Annotated in this window: 18 protein-coding genes; 15 read left to right on the top strand and 3 right to left on the bottom strand. The window is 54.3% G+C overall.

What is annotated here, in order from left to right:
- Window positions 1-44 precede the first annotated feature (44 nt).
- Window positions 45-1,199 carry a glycoside hydrolase family 88 protein gene (locus tag ACFQI7_RS25860; RefSeq protein ID WP_218099844.1) on the top strand — a complete coding sequence of 385 codons (1,155 nt, stop codon included), beginning with the start codon at window positions 45-47 and terminating at the stop codon, window positions 1,197-1,199.
- A 69-nt stretch (window positions 1,200-1,268) separates the two neighbouring features.
- On the opposite strand, the gene ACFQI7_RS25855 is transcribed toward ACFQI7_RS25860, so the two are convergent.
- Window positions 1,269-2,225 carry an AraC family transcriptional regulator gene (locus ACFQI7_RS25855; protein WP_218099843.1) on the bottom strand — a complete coding sequence of 319 codons (957 nt, stop codon included), beginning with the start codon at window positions 2,223-2,225 and terminating at the stop codon, window positions 1,269-1,271.
- 222 nt (window positions 2,226-2,447) lie between these two features.
- Here ACFQI7_RS25855 and ACFQI7_RS25850 point away from each other — a divergent pair, with 222 nt between their 5' ends.
- Window positions 2,448-3,188, top strand: coding sequence for a ThuA domain-containing protein (locus ACFQI7_RS25850; RefSeq protein WP_218099842.1), 741 nt, complete (start codon window positions 2,448-2,450; stop codon window positions 3,186-3,188).
- 145 nt (window positions 3,189-3,333) lie between these two features.
- Here the strand turns inward: ACFQI7_RS25850 and namA are convergent, their stop codons facing one another.
- On the bottom strand, window positions 3,334-4,347 hold the full coding sequence (gene namA / locus ACFQI7_RS25845) for an NADPH dehydrogenase NamA (protein WP_218099841.1): 1,014 nt from the start codon (window positions 4,345-4,347) through the stop codon (window positions 3,334-3,336).
- A 557-nt stretch (window positions 4,348-4,904) separates the two neighbouring features.
- Window positions 4,905-5,477, bottom strand: a complete 573-nt coding sequence (locus ACFQI7_RS25840; RefSeq protein ID WP_218099840.1) for a hypothetical protein — start codon at window positions 5,475-5,477, stop codon at window positions 4,905-4,907.
- A gap of 387 nt (window positions 5,478-5,864) precedes the next feature.
- Between ACFQI7_RS25840 and ACFQI7_RS25835 the strand changes: the two genes are divergently transcribed.
- The 13 genes from ACFQI7_RS25835 to ACFQI7_RS25775 all read left to right on the top strand — a co-directional run bounded on the left by ACFQI7_RS25835 (window position 5,865) and on the right by ACFQI7_RS25775 (window position 18,022).
- Window positions 5,865-6,155 carry a YerC/YecD family TrpR-related protein gene (locus ACFQI7_RS25835; protein ID WP_010494821.1) on the top strand — a complete coding sequence of 97 codons (291 nt, stop codon included), beginning with the start codon at window positions 5,865-5,867 and terminating at the stop codon, window positions 6,153-6,155.
- A gap of 182 nt (window positions 6,156-6,337) precedes the next feature.
- Window positions 6,338-7,120 (top strand): sirohydrochlorin chelatase, encoded by a 783-nt coding sequence (locus tag ACFQI7_RS25830; protein ID WP_218099839.1) that lies wholly within the window; start codon window positions 6,338-6,340, stop codon window positions 7,118-7,120.
- A 133-nt stretch (window positions 7,121-7,253) separates the two neighbouring features.
- Window positions 7,254-8,252 carry a diacylglycerol kinase gene (locus tag ACFQI7_RS25825; protein WP_218099838.1) on the top strand — a complete coding sequence of 333 codons (999 nt, stop codon included), beginning with the start codon at window positions 7,254-7,256 and terminating at the stop codon, window positions 8,250-8,252.
- Window positions 8,233-9,831, top strand: coding sequence for a 23S rRNA (uracil(1939)-C(5))-methyltransferase RlmD (gene rlmD, locus ACFQI7_RS25820; RefSeq protein WP_218099837.1), 1,599 nt, complete (start codon window positions 8,233-8,235; stop codon window positions 9,829-9,831). Before ACFQI7_RS25825 ends, rlmD begins: the two co-directional genes overlap by 20 nt.
- 898 nt (window positions 9,832-10,729) lie before the next feature.
- On the top strand, window positions 10,730-11,575 hold the full coding sequence (locus ACFQI7_RS25815) for a hypothetical protein (RefSeq protein ID WP_218099836.1): 846 nt from the start codon (window positions 10,730-10,732) through the stop codon (window positions 11,573-11,575).
- 85 nt (window positions 11,576-11,660) lie between these two features.
- On the top strand, window positions 11,661-12,605 hold the full coding sequence (locus ACFQI7_RS25810; RefSeq protein ID WP_218099835.1) for a helix-turn-helix transcriptional regulator: 945 nt from the start codon (window positions 11,661-11,663) through the stop codon (window positions 12,603-12,605).
- 79 nt (window positions 12,606-12,684) lie between these two features.
- Window positions 12,685-12,990 carry a hypothetical protein gene (locus ACFQI7_RS25805; protein WP_218094463.1) on the top strand — a complete coding sequence of 102 codons (306 nt, stop codon included), beginning with the start codon at window positions 12,685-12,687 and terminating at the stop codon, window positions 12,988-12,990.
- Between the two features lie 57 nt (window positions 12,991-13,047).
- Entirely contained in the window at window positions 13,048-13,422 is a 375-nt protein-coding gene (locus tag ACFQI7_RS25800) for a hypothetical protein (protein ID WP_218099834.1), read from the top strand.
- Complete coding sequence (locus ACFQI7_RS25795) at window positions 13,419-13,895, top strand: hypothetical protein (RefSeq protein ID WP_218099833.1); 477 nt, start codon at window positions 13,419-13,421, stop codon at window positions 13,893-13,895. Before ACFQI7_RS25800 ends, ACFQI7_RS25795 begins: the two co-directional genes overlap by 4 nt.
- Window positions 13,896-14,063: 168 nt before the next feature.
- Window positions 14,064-14,987 (top strand): ankyrin repeat domain-containing protein, encoded by a 924-nt coding sequence (locus ACFQI7_RS25790; protein ID WP_218099832.1) that lies wholly within the window; start codon window positions 14,064-14,066, stop codon window positions 14,985-14,987.
- A gap of 6 nt (window positions 14,988-14,993) precedes the next feature.
- The gene (locus ACFQI7_RS25785; protein WP_218099831.1) at window positions 14,994-15,188 is read left to right on the top strand and encodes a hypothetical protein; all 195 of its coding nucleotides are present in this window, start codon (window positions 14,994-14,996) and stop codon (window positions 15,186-15,188) included.
- Window positions 15,189-15,293: 105 nt separating this feature from the next.
- Window positions 15,294-16,841, top strand: coding sequence for a Sir2 family NAD-dependent protein deacetylase (locus ACFQI7_RS25780; RefSeq protein ID WP_218099830.1), 1,548 nt, complete (start codon window positions 15,294-15,296; stop codon window positions 16,839-16,841).
- The gene (locus tag ACFQI7_RS25775; protein ID WP_218099829.1) at window positions 16,838-18,022 is read left to right on the top strand and encodes a WG repeat-containing protein; all 1,185 of its coding nucleotides are present in this window, start codon (window positions 16,838-16,840) and stop codon (window positions 18,020-18,022) included. The genes ACFQI7_RS25780 and ACFQI7_RS25775 overlap by 4 nt, the downstream gene beginning before the upstream one ends.
- The last annotated feature ends 39 nt before the right edge of the window (window positions 18,023-18,061 follow it).

Here is an 18,061-nt window from a genome sequence, read left to right as displayed (position 1 = left end):
AAGATTGATGCGTGTAAATGAATCGAAACGAAGGAGGCGTAACGATGACAACGAAAGTGGATACAAGCAAATGGGATCAAGCGGCAAGCCTGCAGGAGGCGCTCCCGGCGATCTGGGAGGCGCTGCAGGGCAAGGTCGACCGGATGATCGGGCAATTGGGGAACAAATCGCCGCATGTCGCCAAGGCGGACGGGATTTACGACGATATGCGCCTGGATTGGTGGACGGCTGGTTTTTGGCCGGGCATTTTGTGGATTATGCACGAAATGACGGGTAAGGACCACTACAAGGAAGCCGCATGGGGCTGGGACGAGAAGTTCGAGCAAAAAACGATTCAGGACAACAACTTCCACCATGATGTAGGGTTTCAATTTTTGCCGACATCGGTCATCAAATACAAGCTGACCGGCGATAAAGACGGGAAACGCCGCGGTCTGGCCGCAGCGAACTTCCTAGCGGGCCGTTTCAACATTGCGGGATCGTTCCTGCGCGCATGGAACCAGGAGAAGATCGGCTGGTCGATCGTCGACTCCTCGATGAACTTGTCCATCTTGTTCTGGGCTGCGCAAGAAATTAACGACCCGCGGTTCGAACTGATCGCCCGTGCGCATGCCGATACGGTAGTCGACAAGTTCATCCGCGAGGACGGCTCGGTCAACCATATTCTCAGCTTCAACCCGCGCACCGGCGAGCTGATCGAATCGCTCGGCGGCCAAGGCGCCGGACCGCACTCTTCGTGGAGCCGCGGCGCCGCTTGGGCGCTGCACGGCATGGCGAACACGTACCGCTACACCGGCGATACGCGCTACTTGCGCGCTGCGCAGCGGGTCGCGCATTATTTTCTGTCGTGCTTGCCGGAGGACTACGTCGCGCACTGGGACTTCCGCGCCGCCGATCCGCTGGACGGCGAGCCGCGCGACACGTCGGCGGCTTCCTGCGCCGCTTCCGGCCTGCTCGAGCTCGCGGACGCGCTCCCGGGCATCGAGGGCGCGATGTACCGCCGCGCCGCCGAGCGCATGCTGCTCGCGCTGACGAAGCATTACGGCACGTGGGATAATCCCGCGCACGAAGGCATCCTGATCGGCGGCACCGGCAACAAGCCGGCCGGGCAAAACGTCGACGTCTCCTTGATCTACGGCGACTATTACTACGTCGAAGCGCTGGCCAAGCTGCTCGGCTGGAAAAGCCGCATTTTCTAAGGCGCTCCTCATACAAACGGCAAACGGCTATCTTCCCGAGTGGGAGGATAGCCGTTTTTTTCTCTAACCCTACATAATCATGCCGGAGCCGCTGATCCCGGCTTCGCTGCCCATGCGCTGCTTGAATTCCTTCGGCGAGCAGTGGTTATGGCGCTTGAACAGCTTGTAAAACTGCGCCATATTCGGTATGCCTGCCTCGAATCCGACCTCCATGATGCTCAAATCCTGGGTCAGCAGAAGGCGCTCCGCTTTTTTAATACGGCGGTAGTTGACATAATCGATGAAGGAAATGCCCATCGCTTTTTTGAAAAACTTAATGAAGTAATGGTAGCTCAAATTGATCAGGCCGCATACGTCCTCGACGGCAATTTTTTCGCCAAGATGCCATTCGATGTAGTCGAACACCGGACGAAGCCGCTGCAGATCCGATTCCTCCGAACCCGATCCGCCGAGAACGCCCTGGGTGTCGTTGCGCATGAGCAGCAGCATCAGTCGCTTAATCGACGAGCTGATTGCCAGCTCGTAGCCGCGGACGCGCGATTTCGATTCTTCGAATATATCCATAATGATGGAACAAGCTTCGCGGCGGGCTTGCGCATTGTCGCGCAAAATATAATTCAAATTGCCCAAAGGCTGTGTCAGTTCGGAAAAGCAATGCAGGTACGGCATCGTGCTGGCATCGAAATGCTTATGTAGATCGACCTGAAACACGACGTAGCGCAGGTCGCCTTCTTTCAGCTTGCGTGTCCGATGAAGTTGAGAGGAACCAAGCACGAGGACGTCTCCCGGTCCAAGCGAATAATAGTTGTGCTTCGTCTGCACGCCGAGCCAGCCTTCTTCGATCGCCAGAAACTCGACCTCCTTGTGGTAATGCCAGTTGGAAGGCCAGAGCGGATTCGGAGGGTGGGAAGCCCGGATTTCCCATATTTTTAGAAAAAGCAGCGGGTTTTGATACTTCACTTTTTCCTCGCTTACCGTTTCTTTCGGAGATGGAAGCGGCAGTTCCACATCGGCGGCAGCAGTCATCTCTCATCGCACCTCGATCGTTTGTGAATAATTGGATATACCATTTTTGAAGAGCAACCTATCGGAAAAAACAAGGCGTTGTATAAATTCAGTATATCATGAAACCTATCCGATGACAGTATTGAATAAAGATGAAACAGGATTGAGAATATCTTTTCGGCTGCGGAACAACTATACTCTTAGTAACGATATTGTCAATAACTTACTGATGGAGGAATACATATGAGCCAGAAGCTGAGAGTTACGGTATGGAACGAGTTTCGCCATGAAAAAGAAAACGAGAAAGTACGCTCCGTTTATCCGAACGGCATTCATACGGTTATTGGCGAAGGACTGGGAACGGATTTTGAAGTGTCTTACGCGACGCTGGATGAGCCGGAACACGGGCTGACCGAAGAGAAGCTGAACAATACCGACGTATTGATCTGGTGGGGCCATAAGGCGCACAAAGCGGTGGAGGATGCCATCGTCGAACGCGTTCACAAGCGCGTACTGCAAGGGATGGGCCTCATCGTGCTTCACTCCGGCCACTTCTCCAAAGTGTTCAAAAAGCTGATGGGCACGAGCTGCGATCTCAAATGGCGTGAAGCGAACGAGAAGGAGCGTCTGTGGGTCGTATCGCCGGGACATCCGATCGTCGAAGGCATCGGCGAGTACTTCGAGCTGGAAGCGGAAGAAATGTACGGCGAGCACTTCGATATTCCGGCGCCGGATGAGGTGATTCTCGTCAGCTGGTTCGAAGGCGGAGAAGTGTTCCGCAGCGGCTGCACGTTCTATCGCGGCAGCGGCAAAATCTTTTATTTCCGTCCGGGTCACGAAACGTACCCGACGTACTACAACGAAAATGTGCGCCGCATTATCCGCAATGGCGTGCAGTGGGCCGCTCCGACGACGCGGGAATACCCGAAATACGGCAATCATAAGCCGCTCGAACCGATCAAAGGGGCCACGATTAAAGCTTAATATCGATCGGAAGCAACTGCAAAAGGATAAGGCTCGGCGGGATGATAGCCGGTGCGCAATCCTTGAATAAAAAATAAGCGCCTTACAACCGCATACCGCGGTGTGAGGCGCTTATTTGCGTGAAAAGGGAGAATTCATCCGGCCGTCAAACGTCCCAGCCGCGCTTATATTGCTTCGGCGCTTCAAGCTGGACGCCAAGCTTTTTGGCGGCGGTTCGCGGCCAAAACGGGTCGCGCAGCAGCTCGCGGGCAAGCAGCACAAGGTCGGCGCGTCCGTTGTGCAGGATCTCCTCGGCCATATCCGGGTCGCTGATCAAGCCGACCGCGCCGGTCGCGATGCTGGCTCCGTGGCGAATCGTCTCGGAAAAGGGCACCTGGTACCCCGGGTACACTTTCGGCGGTCCGGTTACGACCGCGCCGGAGCTTACGTCGATCAAGTCAATGCCCTGTTCTTTCATCAGGCCGGCGTAATACACATAATCCTCCGGCGTGCAGCCTTCCGGATGGTAATCATGCGCCGATACGCGGACGAACAGGGGGCCGTCCCACACGGTTTTCACGCCGTCGATCACTTCGCGCAGGAAACGGTAACGGCGGTCGCGGTCGCCGCCGTATTCGTCTTCGCGGCGGTTGGATAGAGGCGACAAAAACTCGTTGATCAGGTAGCCGTGGGCCCCGTGGATCTCGATTACGTCGAAGCCGGCTTCCTTCGCTCGCCGGGCTCCGGCAACGAACGCTTCAATCGTTTCTCCGATCTGCTGCACCGTCATGGCTTCCGGCGTCTTCGACTTTTCGTTGAAAGGGATGGCCGACGGGGCGATAATCGGTCCGTCCAGTACGGCCTTGCGTCCGGCATGGGCGATCTGGATGCCGATGTGGGCGCCTTGCCCGTGAACGAGCGCGGTCAGCTCCTTCAAGCCTTGCACATGCTCGTCGCTCCAAATGCCGAGATCGTACGGCGAGATTCGCCCCTGCGGCGTCACCGCCGTCGCCTCTACGATGATCAGCCCGACCTGGCCTACGGCTCGCATCGGGTAATGGATTTTGTGCCAATCCTGCACGCGTCCCGATTGATCGGTACATGAGTACATGCACATCGGCGACATGACGATCCGGTTTTTGAGCGTTACATTTTTTATGGAGTAAGGGGTAAACAGCATAAATGCTTCACGTCCTTTATCTTTAATGAGGTGAATCCTTTTGTAGGGTGCCCACTATATTAATTTTAGCAATGCAAAAAGAATAAGGCAAAATTGCATATACGACTATGTCTGTGTGCGATCGACCAGCCGGTCCAACCGCGCGCGAATTCCTGGTGACCGTTTTGGCTCTGCGAGGCTATCGGTCGAACCCCAAGCTTCTTCGTAGCGGCGAACACGGACCTTAAATTGGCCTGTTTTGCACTTTGAAAAGAGAGCAGCGCTTCCAATCGTGAATGGTTGTTGGCACTGGTTAGGCAGTCGGGCGAAGATAGAGGGGGTGTCCAGACCACGTGTATTTTAGCCTGCGTTTAGCGCCTGAACGGCATGCTTCTTCAGGCAGCGGAAAGGCTGGATGGGGCTGTCGCTTGTAGACTGTTCTGGAACCTGTCATGACAGCATCGCTGCTTGTCCGGTTTCCCTACATAAAAAAAGACCGGTCCCTGCGCAAGGCATTGCCTTGTTCTGAGGAACCGGTCTTGCTGCATTGTCTAGCGGGCGGTCGAGGCCGCAGGCGTTTAACGGCGCCGCTTCCTGCGGCGTGCATTTGGAGCGTTTTTGCGCTTCCGCCTTCTTCTGCCGATCGGAGCGAGCCCGTCGCCGTCTTCGTCGTTGTCCGCGGCTTTTTTCCCTTTGCCGAAGGTGCCGAGCAGCAGTTTAATCATGGGGGCCATCTGCTGCACGCCCGCCACCATCTTTTGCACTTTGCCGAATGTATCGACGATGCCTTCGATGCCGCCCAGGCGGTCCACTACGGTTTTCAGCTGAGCCAGGTTAAAGCTGCTTCCCGAAGCGCCGCTTGCCGCGGAGCTTCCCCCGAACAGGGACGCGAGTCCGCTTAATGCGCCGCCACCGCCGCTGCCTGCCTGTGTTGCAAATGTGGTCTGCGACGGCAAGGCCGCCGGCAAGTTGGCGCCGAGCTGTGAAGAAAGCTGGCTTCCCCCCAGGCCCGGGTAACCGGAAAAGGAGCTGGACTGAACATACTCAGGATTTGCGTAGCCGCGGTAATACGGATAAGCGTGCGTTCTGGCCTGGTACTGCCGCGGCCTAGGCACCCCTTGATTGCCGATGGTTTGCTTGCTATGGTTCATGGTCTCACGATCCTTTGTTCAGATTTCAATCATTTCATTCATTGAATAAAAGTTTAGCGCGCCGGATGAATTGCAGGAAAGCGTCACTGCAGGGCGAAAATACTGTTTCCGAAAGCATCCCGATCCGAAGCTTTTCTGATCATTTTTCGCCGTCTGAACACGTTCCGGGCTTTCATCTACAGTCATTTACCTAGTATACTGTATGACATAGGCATGCGCGTGGATTGGACTCCTGTCACGGGTTCGCCCGATTTGCCCGACATTTTACTTCATCACCGCATAAAAATAGTAACGTTTCGCAAATCTAAAGGGAGGATTTCGCTCCCTAACGTCGAACTATACATTTGAGTATGTGATTAGCAGACCATCAAGGGGTTGAATATTCCTATGCAATTGAAAAAACTTAACGATAAAGCAATCGACCAACTGTTTGAAGCAATATTGACGCTCAAGGATATTGAAGAATGCTACGTGTTTTTTGACGATTTGTGCACGGTGAACGAAATTCAGTCGCTATCCCAGCGGCTTGAAGTGGCTCGCATGCTGCGCAAGGGCAACACGTACAACCAGATCGAAGCGGAGACCGGCGCCAGCACAGCGACCATTTCGCGGGTGAAGCGTTGTCTGAATTACGGTAACGACGGTTACAAAATGACGCTGGAGCGGCTCGGCCGCTAACCGCTGCTGCATGGGGCGCTCAACGAGTGGCAATACGCGACAAAAATCCTTCTTGGCTTTTTTGGCTGAGCGGGATTTTTCATGTTATGATGGGTATACGGTTTCAAAGTTCGTTTCAGCGCCGCAACGTCTACAGTTGGCGCCTTTAGGAGCCGGCTGCTTTTTGCAAGGAGGGATAGGCGGTGGTAAAATACGGCATATTAGTCATAAGCCACGGATCGCGGAGCGCGGATTGGGTGCGTCTTGTCGACGAGGCAGTGGCGGCCGTCCGGCTGCCTGAATCGGTTCCGATCTACTCCGCTTATCTCGAAATCGTGGAAGGGCGCCTCATTCAGGACGGCATTACGCAGCTCGAAACGCTCGGTGTAACGGATATTGTCGTGGTTCCCCTGTTCGTTTCGTCGGGGAGCACGCACATTGATGAGATCAGCTACGCGCTTGGCGTTAAGAAGCAGCCGCTGCTGCCGACGGACATGAAGCCGTTCGCGGTACGGGCGCGCATCCACTGGACATCGCCGATCGACGACGATCCGGTCATCGCCGAGATCGTGTATGGCAAATTGCGCAGCTTGTCGGTGCAGCCATCGCGCGAAATCGTCATGCTCGTCGGCCACGGAAGCATCGAGAAGGGATTTCATCTTCTGTGGCGAAAAGGTTTGGAACGCCTTGCGGCCCGCGTACGGGAGCTCGGCGGCTTCGATGAAGCCGATGCGGCCATGTTATTGCCGGATCAGCTGCCCCGCAAGATGAACGATTGGAAGGTCCGCAAGCCGGACCATACCGTGATTGTAGCACCGCTCTTTTTGAGCGAAGGCTATTTTACAAGACAGGTCATACCGGCACGGCTTACCGGATTTGATTACCGCTACGGCGGGGAAGCCTTGCTGCCCCACCCCTACATTTCCCGGTGGATCGAACATCAAATCAGGCCTTATATTCCCGCGATAGCGGAATTGGACTTATAACGCAGAACGAGATTGAGCTTCGGAAGGAAGCTTTTACAATATAAAATGTCGTACAGGCATCAGACGTACTTGCAGCGGATCTGATGTACATTGTAATTACGTAATTTACATAGGCGAACGGGTGAGTGAAAGAATGACGGCTAGGGCCAAAAGGGCTAGGTTGATCTATAATCCTTCCTCCGGCAGGGAGGAAGCAAAGAAGCGGCTGCCGGAAATATTGCAGCGGCTGGAGCGCGGCGGACTGGAGACGAGCACGCATGCGACGATCGGTGAAGGGGATGCAACCCTTGCCGCGGCGGATGCGATTGAACGCGGCTTCGATATTATTATCGCGGCCGGCGGCGACGGGACGCTATACGAGGTCATCAACGGCATGGCGGAGAAAGAGTTCCGTCCGCAGCTCGGCATTTTGCCGCTCGGGACGACGAACGATTTTGCCAGGGCGCTTAATATTCCGCGCAGCTGGGACGCCGCCGTCGACGTCATTCTCGCGCAGCATTCACAGGCGATCGACCTGGGAAAAGTAAATCAGCGGTATTTCATCAACATTGCCGGAGGCGGCTCGATGACGGAGCTGACTTACGAAGTGCCGAGCAAGCTCAAGACGATGATCGGCCAATTGGCTTATTATATGAAAGGCATCGAGAAACTGCCCCGTCTGCGTCCGATCGAGCTGTACATCCAGACGGCGGAGATCGAGCTGCATGAGGAAGTGATGCTGTTCCTCATCTCGAACAGCAACTCGGTCGGCGGCTTCGAGCGGCTTGCTCCTGACGCGTCGCTCAGTGACGGACTGTTTGATGTGCTCATCCTGCGCAAGTGCAATCTCGCGGAATTTATCCGCGTCGTGACGCTGGCGCTGCGCGGCGAGCATCTGGCCGACCCGAACGTCATCTATTTGCAGACGAGGCAAATTCAGGTGACGTCCCCGGACTACGTGCAGATCAACCTGGACGGCGAATTCGGCGGCACGCTGCCTTGTGTGTTCACGAACTTGCAGCAGCACTTGCATATCTTCGTGGACGAGACCGGGCAATCGACCTACAAGGCACCGCCGCTGAATTTGCACCTGATGAAGCTGCCTTGGAAAAACAAAGCTGGAGTGGACGAACATGAGCAGGAAGAGCAATAAGCGCGGCTTCGGCGGACGGGCCGGACAAGCCGCCGCGGGTACGGCAACGGCCGATCTCAGCGGACTGCCCGTCGCGAAGAACGAAGAATATATCGCAGATGTCATCGGCATCGGACATGACGGAGAAGGGGTAGGCCGTGTGAACGGCTTTACCCTTTTTATTCAGGGCGCCTTGCCGGGCGAGCGGGTGCGGGCGAAGGTGCTCAAGCTCAAAAGGCAGTACGGCTACGCCAAGCTGCTGGAAGTGGTGGAAGCGAGCCCGGACCGCGTGGACGCGCCGTGCCCGATCTATAAGCAGTGCGGCGGCTGCCAGCTGCAGCACATGAGCTACGACGCGCAGCTGCGCTGGAAGCGGCAGCTCGTCGTGGACAGCCTGGAGCGGATCGGGAAGCTGCAGGTTGCGGGAGCGGCTGGATTGGCGGAGCAGGAGCGTGCGGACGAGGCGTTGGCTTCGCGGACGGAAGCGAGGGTGGCGGTTAGCGACGAGTTCGGTGGGCGGCAAGGCGGCGAGTCGGGCGTTGGCCATGGCGACGGAGCGAACGGTACAGGTATCGTCGTCCATCCGACGCTCGGCATGAGCGATCCTTGGCGCTACCGCAACAAGGCGCAGGTTCCGATCGGCCTCGGCTCAGAAGAGGGTGGCCTGATCGGCGGCTTTTATGCGCAGGGCAGCCACCGCATCATCGACATGGAGGCGTGCCTCATCCAGCACGAGCACAACGATAACGTCGTTGCGGCCGTGAAGCACATCGCCCGGGAACTCGGCATCCGCCCGTACGACGAAGCGAGCGGCAAAGGTCTGCTGCGCCATGTCATCGCACGTTACGGCTTCAACACCGGCGAGATCATGATCGTGCTTGTCACGAATGGCACGAATATTTCCCACGCGGATGAGCTTGTAGGGCTCATTCGGGAAGCGATCCCTGATGTGTGCAGCATTTGCCAGAACATTAACCGCGAGCGGACGAATGTCATTTTCGGCGACGAGACGCGGGTGCTCTGGGGCAGCGACGTGATCTACGATACGATCGGAGACATCCGTTTCGCCATCTCGGCGCGCTCGTTCTATCAAGTGAACCCGGTACAGACCGAGGTGCTGTACGGCAAAGCACTCGACTACGCCGGGCTAAGCGGCGAAGAAACCGTGATCGATGCCTACTGCGGCATCGGCACGATCTCTTTGTTCCTCGCGCAAAGCGCGCGCGAGGTGTACGGCGTCGAGATCGTCCGCGAAGCGATTGACGATGCTCGGCGCAATGCACTGCTGAACGGGATGCGTAACGTTCAGTTCGAGGTCGGCGCGGCGGAGGAGGTCATCCCCGCGTGGAAGCGTCAGGGCATCGCCCCTGACGTCATCGTCGTCGACCCGCCGCGGAAGGGCTGCGACGCGGCGCTGCTCGAGACGATCCTTGAGATGCGACCCGCTCGCGTGGTGTACGTGTCGTGCAACCCGGCGACACTCGCACGCGATCTGCGCGTCCTCGAGGACGGCGGGTATCGCACCGTAGAGGTGCAGCCGGTGGATATGTTTCCGCATACGGTGCATGTGGAATGCTGTGTGTCGCTCGTAAGGAAGTAGTTGTAGACAGCAAAAATAGTCTGCCACTGAACACTTAAAGTCTGGCACTAAGCAAAATATGTTTGCCGCTGAGCCGGCGGCCGGAATCAGGCATTTGCCCTGACTTTCGCTCGGCTTTTCTTGTTTCTCAAGCGATCTCCCAGACTGACAAATCTATCTTCCGCCGCGGGAACATAAAGCCACGATTTTTCCTCATATGTCTCAACCTGACGAGGGCAAGTCCAAGCCATTCCCAATCAAAAAAACCTTGCCACGCCTACGTTTTTACCCATATTAGCCTTTTCAAATGCTTTTTCAGGCATTTACCAATCCGATCCCCAATCACTCTTCTCAAGCTGTTTGAATGCTCTTTCCAATCGGTTTAACTCAATGAATTTCCCTCCCAACCTTGGTCTTCCCCTGTATTTTTCCCTGCCCTTTACATCAAACTTATTTTGCATTTTTTGTGCTGTTTTCTGGTAATTTTTCTGGATTTTATCCTGTAGATCTCCGGTTTCAGCGGCAAACTTATTTTGCAACTACGGGTTGAGGAATAGGAGAGGAAAGGGGGGGAGAGCCATGTGGGGCAAGGAGTTTGGGGGATTTGAGGAGGGAGGGAGCGGCAAACTTATTTGAATGAGGACAAATGGAATCATGCCGAGTCTTTTCTTTTTAAAAAGAGGTCAGTTTCCGCAACGAAACTGACTTTTTTTATCGACAATTCCCGGTTTCTGTCGTATTATTCGATTACAGTCGGCATGGAATGGGTCCAATGAACTGTAAATATAGGTGTAATCTGTGGGTCTAAAGCACTCATTGTGATCACCGGGCTGCAGCACCATCGTTACTGCCCCCTAATTACATGTCTAGGGGATTAAGATTTGATTGCAAATAACCACAGCACTGGAGTGAGCTTCTTATGTACTTAAGTGAAGAACAGATCGATTCATTGCTCTCTTATGTAGGTTATGGTGATTTTTCAAGACCGGACATCATTTTTCTTGCAAATGAGGGTGGACTTGGCGACAGGTCTGTAGAAGCGAATATTATGGACATTTGCGGACCGTTTAAGGCCAAACCGGAGTGTTGGGTCAATGGGGATGGGGCGAATGGATATTGGAAGGTGGGAGAGTGGGAGCCCGGAAGCATCGAGAGGGTGCCCGTCAGTCCTTTTCTTAGATTATGTTCCCGAATGGTTTTGGCGTTGGAAGACAAGGATTCGTCGCCGCAAAAGTGGTTTCAACGCGGAGATCGTTCCGTAATCAATCATGTTAGGCGGTTCCTAAGCGAAGGTGGCCTGTATTCGAATCGCCCGGGTATCCGGACGGCTCTTTTGGACTGGAGACCGCTGCCGCGAAATAATGAAAGATCCCCTTTACCTTATGAGAATGTGGAACAAAATCTTTATTTAAAAGCATTCAACTTCTCCGACAACGGGTCTGATAATCCTTACATAAGCTGGAGAGAGAAACGAATTAAAATTTTTAACGATTTGTTTCACATTTACCCCGTGCCTTTGGTGCTCTGTGTCGGCGATATCCCGGCTAAGAAACGGCTTGCCGAGCATATATGGGGAATCCGGGAGTTCGATGAGATCGTATTGTCGCCCAGCGGCAAAAAGATATTCGTTTCAAAACAGAAGGTCGGTTTGGGGACGGAAATTGTCTTAAGTCCCTTTTTCGGTTATGAGCATATGGGCTACGCGGGAGTGCGCGACCTGACGGCATATATTAGGGAAAACCTGATGAACGAGAATCGTTCCTGATGACGATGCGGATAAAGCCGGATACAGTCCGGGGCTTTATCTTTTTTATGTAACTGCAGTGGAGCAACGAAGGGGCCTATCCTAGATGAACTCAATCACTCGTGTATTAACCATATGGAAGCAGTTGTCTTCGGGAATCTTTTTAAGCGTGGAACAGCTGTGTCATGAATACAATTGCAGCAAAGATACGATTCAGCGGGATATCCGGTATATCCGCGACGTGTTTGGCGTGTCGGTCGAATACGATTCCGTACGGAAGTCGTATGTGCTGACGGACAAAGAAAGCCTGCTTACCGTAGGCGAAGTCTTCTTCATTATCCTGATGCTGTACAACAGCCGAAGCTTGAACCGCGACGAGTGCACCGGGACGGTCGACCGTCTTATTCGAAGATTTTCTGCGGAAGAGCAGTCGAAATTACGAAGGTTCTTTAACAGCTTTAATTATTACTATGAAGAAGTAACGACCGTCCCTCTACTGAAGAGCATTCAGATCTTATTCGAAAGCATCATGAAGCAAACGAAGGTGACGTTTCGGTATCCGCACCCGGCGAACAGATGGCAGCTTGTATTAAGAGAGCTTTCCCCGGTCACGATCACCTACCATAAAGGCAGCTTTTTCTTGTTAGGCAAGCGGGAGGATCATATGTTGCGGCACTACCGGATCGATCGGATGACGGACCTGCGGAAGACCGAAACGAAGTTTTATGTCGAGCAAGGAGCGGATTTTTTCCGGGTCGGGGAGTACCACAATCGGTCGTTTAACATGTTCAGCGGGGAGGAGAAGAAGGTCCGGCTTCGCATTCCCTCTAACGTGGAGGAATATTTACGCCGAGAGTGTCCGGAGCTGCGGGTTGTTAGCCGGTCCGAGGACGGCGCTTCGCTCACGGTCGAGGTGACCGTTTTGGGCTATGAAGGCATTTTATTTTGGATCTTCTCACAGCAGGAATGGGTCGAGGTTCTCGCCCCGGAGGAGCTTCGGACGATCATGAGAGAGAAGCTTCGGCAAATGAATCATTTATATGAAAAATAATTATAGCAGCCGCATATGGTGCGGCACCCCCCTTCTATAATGAGTGAGTAAACAAACGACGTGGAAGGGGTTATGTGGATTGGATAAAAATTTGGTTGAGATTGTTGGGATGGTTCGGAAAGGGAAGATGGAGAGTTTGAACAGACTCATTGGATTCCGTAAAGACCGGCTCTACTATCAAAATCAAATGCTCCGCCATTTATCGCGAAAGCTGCAAGGGGAATTTTTATCCGAGCTCGGAGAGAAACCGTTCAATCAAAGGCTGCTTCAATCCGTTTATGACGTGATTATAGCATATTCGAAAGTTAATAGGGCAACGAATGAAATGCTGATTCGTGAAATCGAAATGCGGTTCAGAGCGTTTTGCTCGCTCAAAGCTTCATAGAGCGGTCTTCCGACCGCTCTTCTTCTCTTCACACCAATGGAAAGCGGGGAAACATAGATGACAAAACAATTGACGATTCGTCCGGCGGCTGTCGGGAAAGTAGAGGCCAATGTATACCTTAACCAGACCGCGAAGGGGTATTATGACAAGTCGGCCAAGCGGAGGCAGATGCTGATTGTGCTGCCCGGTTCGATGTTTACGGACAAGCATGCGGGCGGATGGATCCCGGACAATCTGGATGTGCTGACGCGCGAAGGATACCTTGAAAAGAAGGCCAACGGTTACCTGGTTCTGAAGCCGGTGTGCGGAAGTCCGAGCGGGACGGCAGCGGCCATACTGGGGAAAGACGGTCCTGGGAAGCCTAGCGGATTTTTGCTCTGGACATTCCCGGACGGCAGAACGATTGCGGAAGCCGGTGAAAAACCGAAATGAGCGCCCGCTATGAGCTTACGTGCGAATGCGGTTGGCATCGCAGCTATTGGCTGGGTGGGGACACATTCCTACGCGACGCCTACTCCGACCTTGAGCGGGAGCTGGCGTCTGAACAGCATCCCGAAGTAAGGCGGATGTGGGAAGCGCTCTTAAACAGCCCGCAGCTGCAATTGGAGAAGCAGCGCCCCGACCGGAGCAAGCCGTATGTTCCCGCATTCCTTCACGGGAGAAGGGGGCTGCAAGCTTCGAGCAAGCCTTATGTGTATTCTGGCTGGGAGCTGGGCGTTTGCCGGGAATGTGCGCAGGTCGAACGGTATCTGCACATTGTGACGGCCCAGACACCGGAGCAGGAGAAACTCCATCCTTCTTTATGCAGGGCGTGTGCGAATGAGGTGACGGTCGTATCTGTGAACGATGTTCATTGTCCTGCGTGTTCTCGCCCGGCCGCAAGCAGAAGAAAAGCGATTGAATAACAAATGTAAAGCATGCGCCGGAAACGGCGCTTTTTGTATCGCGATTTGCTATGACAGACGAACAGAGAAGGAGAGATCGATATATCCATTCACAATGGATTGAACGATGCGCTCCCCAGCCTTCTCACGAAGGCGGCGAGCGAAAGGCGTGTGGAGCTCGCCTCCAGGATGCTTGAGCATTCATCGGGGGATTTGACGGTGATGGTATGGGAAGCCATGCGCATGGCACCTTGGACGGATGCCGAAATGGTGCGGCTGCTTCGGCGGCTTCCTATCGATCTCAATCAACCGCTGCCCAATCGGGCAACTTGGCTGACGCTGGCTGCATCTCAAGGGAAGTACGAAGCCGCCAAATATATGCTGCGGCAACGGGCCGACCCCGAGCTTCCGAACGGACGCGGAGAAACGCCGCTGCTGAGCGCCATCCAAAGCAACAGCATCGAAATGATCGATATGCTGATTCGAAGCGGTGCGGACCCTAAGGCGAGGGATCGTCAAGGCCGGACGCCGCTCATGCTGGCGGCAGCCAGAGGAGCGCTAGCCCTTGTCCGATATTTTGCGGACATAGGCAATGGCCTGGAAGATCAAGACAAATTCCGGGGAACTCCATTAGCGCATGCAGCTAAAACGGCGAGTGTAGATACCGTGAAGTATTTGCTCGATAGGGGCTGCCGCCCCTGCGGCCTGCTGAAAGCATATATCATAAGACGGCGATACGACGCCATTCAGCTGCTGTTAGCGCGCGGCGCGGATCCGAATGAGCCCGACGACAAATCCAGTGGCACGCCGCTGATGTATGCTTGCTGCGAGGGGGATGCAAGGATCGTAACGCTGCTGCTCTTATACGGTGCCGATTCGCATTTTATAACGAAGGAAGGGCAAACGGCGCTAATGTGTGCGGCGGAATTCGGTCATGAAGCGGTCATCGATATATTGCTGTCGAATGGAATAGCGCTATCTGCGCGGGATTCCGAGGGAAAGACCGCCGTAGATTACGCCGAGATGCAAGGCCACGCCCCTATCAAACGAAAGCTGCAAGCGTTGGGAGCTCGAAAGGGTGACGAGCGAATCGTTTATTTTACGAGGAGATGAGCCTGCATGGGATATATGGTCTGGCGCGGCATGGAATGCTGTGCAACGTGCATTTATTGGGGCGGAAGAAGAAAGCTCGTACCGTACAACAAGGAGGAGGTTGAGGTTCAAGCGGAACAAGGCGCATGCAACGTGGATGGCGTCAATGGCCTGGCAGATACGTTCGCAAGCGCCTGCTGTACGTTCTGGGAGAAGATGTAGCTTTAGAACGATAGGGCGGAATCAATGCGCAGCTTACAACACTGCAACGTGGCAGGGACCCGAGGAGCCTGACGCTTTACGATAAAATCACATGAGAGGGGTTAGATGGATTTGAAAACAAACGGCCGGTTCGAGGTGCTGCATACGCTGGTGTTTTGGAAAAAAACATTGCATCGCCATGATTATCTGGGCTTTGTCTTAAAGGATCATAAAACTGGAGAAACCGCAGGTTATACGTTCGATGAAGCGTGGGAGAGGATCCGTTCGGAGGGGGGGACCAATGCGGTTGCCGAACAAACCGCTGACGGCAGCAACAAGCGGCTGGAGCCCCGTCAAGACCTTCCGATCCCGCCGCTTCTGCGATTTAACGACTCGTCGTGGCATCTTTTCGTGTTTACAGCCGATCTGCAGCATCCGTATCCATTCTCGGATCAGCTGAAGCAGGCCGTCGACCGGGCAGTGGACGCGGATATCCGGTGGAATCTGGAGGTGCGCAAACGGAGATGGAAGCAGCAGGAGCGGTATCTCTACGAGCATATGCATTCGGCGCCGGAGAAGGAGAAGCGGAACACGGCGAAGGATTGGATTCGAAATGCCGCCCATATTGTCGTTTTCACCGGTGCAGGAATAAGCACGGAATCCGGCGTACCGGACTTCCGCTCGGGAGCGGGCGCGATTTCGGCGAACCCGTCGTACCTTGTGACAATGAGCGCACCATACCGCGATGCGAATCCCGAGCGATTTTGGGAGAGCTTCACGCAACTATTAACGGATGCTATGGAAGAAATAATTCCAAACCATTCAAAAGCAGCGCTAACCCGGGCTATAGGCTTCATTCAGCCGAATGCCGGTCATACCTTTTTTTCGCGATTGGAGAATATGGGCAAGCAAATCTCCATCGTCACCCAAAATGTCGACGATCTGCACGAGAAATCAGGCAGCTTGGCCGTGATTCATCCGCACGGCGCCCTGCTGCGTTCCCGCTGTTCGGTGTGCGGCGCAGAAGCGAATACGCTCGATATCATGAACCAGCCCGATGCGCCGGGGCTTCACTTTCGCGAAGGAAAGCGCTGTGAGGGGATTCTTCTTCCGGATGTCGTGTTGTTCGGCGATCCGGTGAAGCACTGGGAGCATGTAAGCGAGCTGGCGGAAAGCGCCGATCTGCTGATCGTTGCCGGGACCTCGCTTCAAGTATCCCCGATGAACGAATTGCCGGGCCTTGCAAAGCATGCGAGGAAAATCATCATCAATCATGAACCGACGCCGCATGACGATCTATTTGATCTTGTCCTGAGAGGGCCGATCGGCGGCATATTGAAGGAGATCGAAGCGGCCATGGATCTGGAGTCAGGGCGCAAACCGGCGTCACTGACGTGCGCTGTTTGCCGGACGAACGCCGCAGAAGGGGTGTATTCGTCAAGGATCGCACCCGTCTCCGCAGCTTACTGCCAGCCGTGCATGAACCGCGGGGCGGAGCCCTATGGCATCCTCGTCACCAAGCTGGCCTTATTGCCGGATGCCGGGCGGAGTCCGAGACTAACGGCCGTTATCGAGGCGTCGCTTGAGATTGCGGGAAAAACGGGAGAACAACTCATGAACGACGTAATGCTGAGAAGGCAGCAAATGGAGAAAGAAAGGGACCGCAGCCATTGAAAAATAACAGATTCCAATCCAGGGTTATTTTGCCGCTTATGTATGACAGTCTTCAATTTCCAGGCGACGACGAGCTTCTGCTGGCCAAGCTCCATGATTTGTGGGGCTTCGTCAACCGAGATAACGAGGTGGTCATCCCCTTTCAGTTTGACGAAATCGAAGTCGCGCCCGGTGATACTTTTGTCCACGGGATGGTCCCCATTAGCAGGCATGGCAAGTGGGGGTTCATTAACCGCTTCGAGGAAACAATCATTCCGTTTCTGTACGACGAAGCCCGCTATCCGTTTGAAACCATGATATGCGCCAAACGGTCGGGTAAATGGGGAGCCATGGATTTGAACGGGAAACCGCTGGTTCCTTATTCCTATGACGATTTGGCGGAAAGTGGTTTGGCTGATTGCCTGGCGGCCGAGCTGAATGGAAAGCTGGGAGTGATTCATACCCGGGGTGAAGTCGTGATTCCGTTCGCTTATGACGAGCTTCGATTCGAGGAGAATATGACGGTCGGGACGGCCAAGCGTAACGGACGAAGCATGCTCGTGGATCGTTTCGGCCGGCCCATCGGCAGCAGCACGTTCGATGTGCTCGGTTATTTCAGCGAAGGACTTTGTCATGCCGCCCGGGACGGCCGATGGGGATATATCGACAGTAAGGGAGAGACGGTTCTGCCGTTCCAATACGATAAGGTGATGGGCGGATTTCATAACGGCTTTGCCAAGGTGATGCTCCAAGGCAAGTGGGGGATCGTCAATCCGTCGGGAGAACATATCCTATCCCCGATTTATGATGAAATCCGGTGGAACGACAAGGACGATCATATGGCGGCAAGGCTTCACGGGAAGTGGGGGGTGATCGACAGGCAAGCGAGGCCGATCCTTCCCTATAAGTATGATGCGGTCAGTCTCATCTATGATGGGATGGTTGCCGTCAAGCAGGAAGGGAAATACAGTCTGATCGATCTGCAAGGAAGCGAGCGGCTCCCGCAGAAATATGATCAGTTAGCCTTATTTCCGAATGGGTTATTGACCGCAAGCATTGGCGGCAAAACCGGTCTGATCGATACAACCGGGTATGAAATATTGCCTTGCGTCTACGATAACCTCTTCAGCCCGGGGCAAACCGTCATCGCCGCTATGGACATCCATTCCCGTCTGAAATATGGGGTGTTTGAGCTTTATTAAGAATTGCGAGGATCTCGGCCTATGATGGAGTTCCCGGTA

Origin of the sequence: Paenibacillus allorhizosphaerae, from assembly GCF_042659105.1 — a bacterium.
In the GTDB taxonomy this organism is placed as follows: Bacteria; Bacillota; Bacilli; order Paenibacillales; family NBRC-103111; genus Paenibacillus_G; species Paenibacillus_G allorhizosphaerae.
The sequence above is the reverse complement of the archived record's forward strand: the minus strand, read 5'-3'. Positions and strand labels throughout refer to the sequence as shown.

What these genes read in the sequence shown, in the direction of transcription:
- ACFQI7_RS25800 (WP_218099834.1), top strand. Translation starts at nt 13,048, where the DNA reads ATGACAAAACAATTGACGATTCGTCCGGCGGCTGTCGGGAAAGTAGAG.
- ACFQI7_RS25840 (WP_218099840.1), bottom strand. Translation starts at nt 5,477, where the DNA reads ATGAACCATAGCAAGCAAACCATCGGCAATCAAGGGGTGCCTAGGCCG.
- rlmD (WP_218099837.1), top strand. Translation starts at nt 8,233, where the DNA reads ATGAGCAGGAAGAGCAATAAGCGCGGCTTCGGCGGACGGGCCGGACAA.
- ACFQI7_RS25835 (WP_010494821.1), top strand. Translation starts at nt 5,865, where the DNA reads ATGCAATTGAAAAAACTTAACGATAAAGCAATCGACCAACTGTTTGAA.
- namA (WP_218099841.1), bottom strand. Translation starts at nt 4,347, where the DNA reads ATGCTGTTTACCCCTTACTCCATAAAAAATGTAACGCTCAAAAACCGG.
- ACFQI7_RS25795 (WP_218099833.1), top strand. Translation starts at nt 13,419, where the DNA reads ATGAGCGCCCGCTATGAGCTTACGTGCGAATGCGGTTGGCATCGCAGC.
- ACFQI7_RS25855 (WP_218099843.1), bottom strand. Translation starts at nt 2,225, where the DNA reads ATGACTGCTGCCGCCGATGTGGAACTGCCGCTTCCATCTCCGAAAGAA.
- ACFQI7_RS25815 (WP_218099836.1), top strand. Translation starts at nt 10,730, where the DNA reads ATGTACTTAAGTGAAGAACAGATCGATTCATTGCTCTCTTATGTAGGT.
- ACFQI7_RS25860 (WP_218099844.1), top strand. Translation starts at nt 45, where the DNA reads ATGACAACGAAAGTGGATACAAGCAAATGGGATCAAGCGGCAAGCCTG.
- ACFQI7_RS25780 (WP_218099830.1), top strand. Translation starts at nt 15,294, where the DNA reads ATGGATTTGAAAACAAACGGCCGGTTCGAGGTGCTGCATACGCTGGTG.
- ACFQI7_RS25790 (WP_218099832.1), top strand. Translation starts at nt 14,064, where the DNA reads ATGCTTGAGCATTCATCGGGGGATTTGACGGTGATGGTATGGGAAGCC.
- ACFQI7_RS25850 (WP_218099842.1), top strand. Translation starts at nt 2,448, where the DNA reads ATGAGCCAGAAGCTGAGAGTTACGGTATGGAACGAGTTTCGCCATGAA.
- ACFQI7_RS25785 (WP_218099831.1), top strand. Translation starts at nt 14,994, where the DNA reads ATGGGATATATGGTCTGGCGCGGCATGGAATGCTGTGCAACGTGCATT.
- ACFQI7_RS25825 (WP_218099838.1), top strand. Translation starts at nt 7,254, where the DNA reads ATGACGGCTAGGGCCAAAAGGGCTAGGTTGATCTATAATCCTTCCTCC.
- ACFQI7_RS25810 (WP_218099835.1), top strand. Translation starts at nt 11,661, where the DNA reads ATGAACTCAATCACTCGTGTATTAACCATATGGAAGCAGTTGTCTTCG.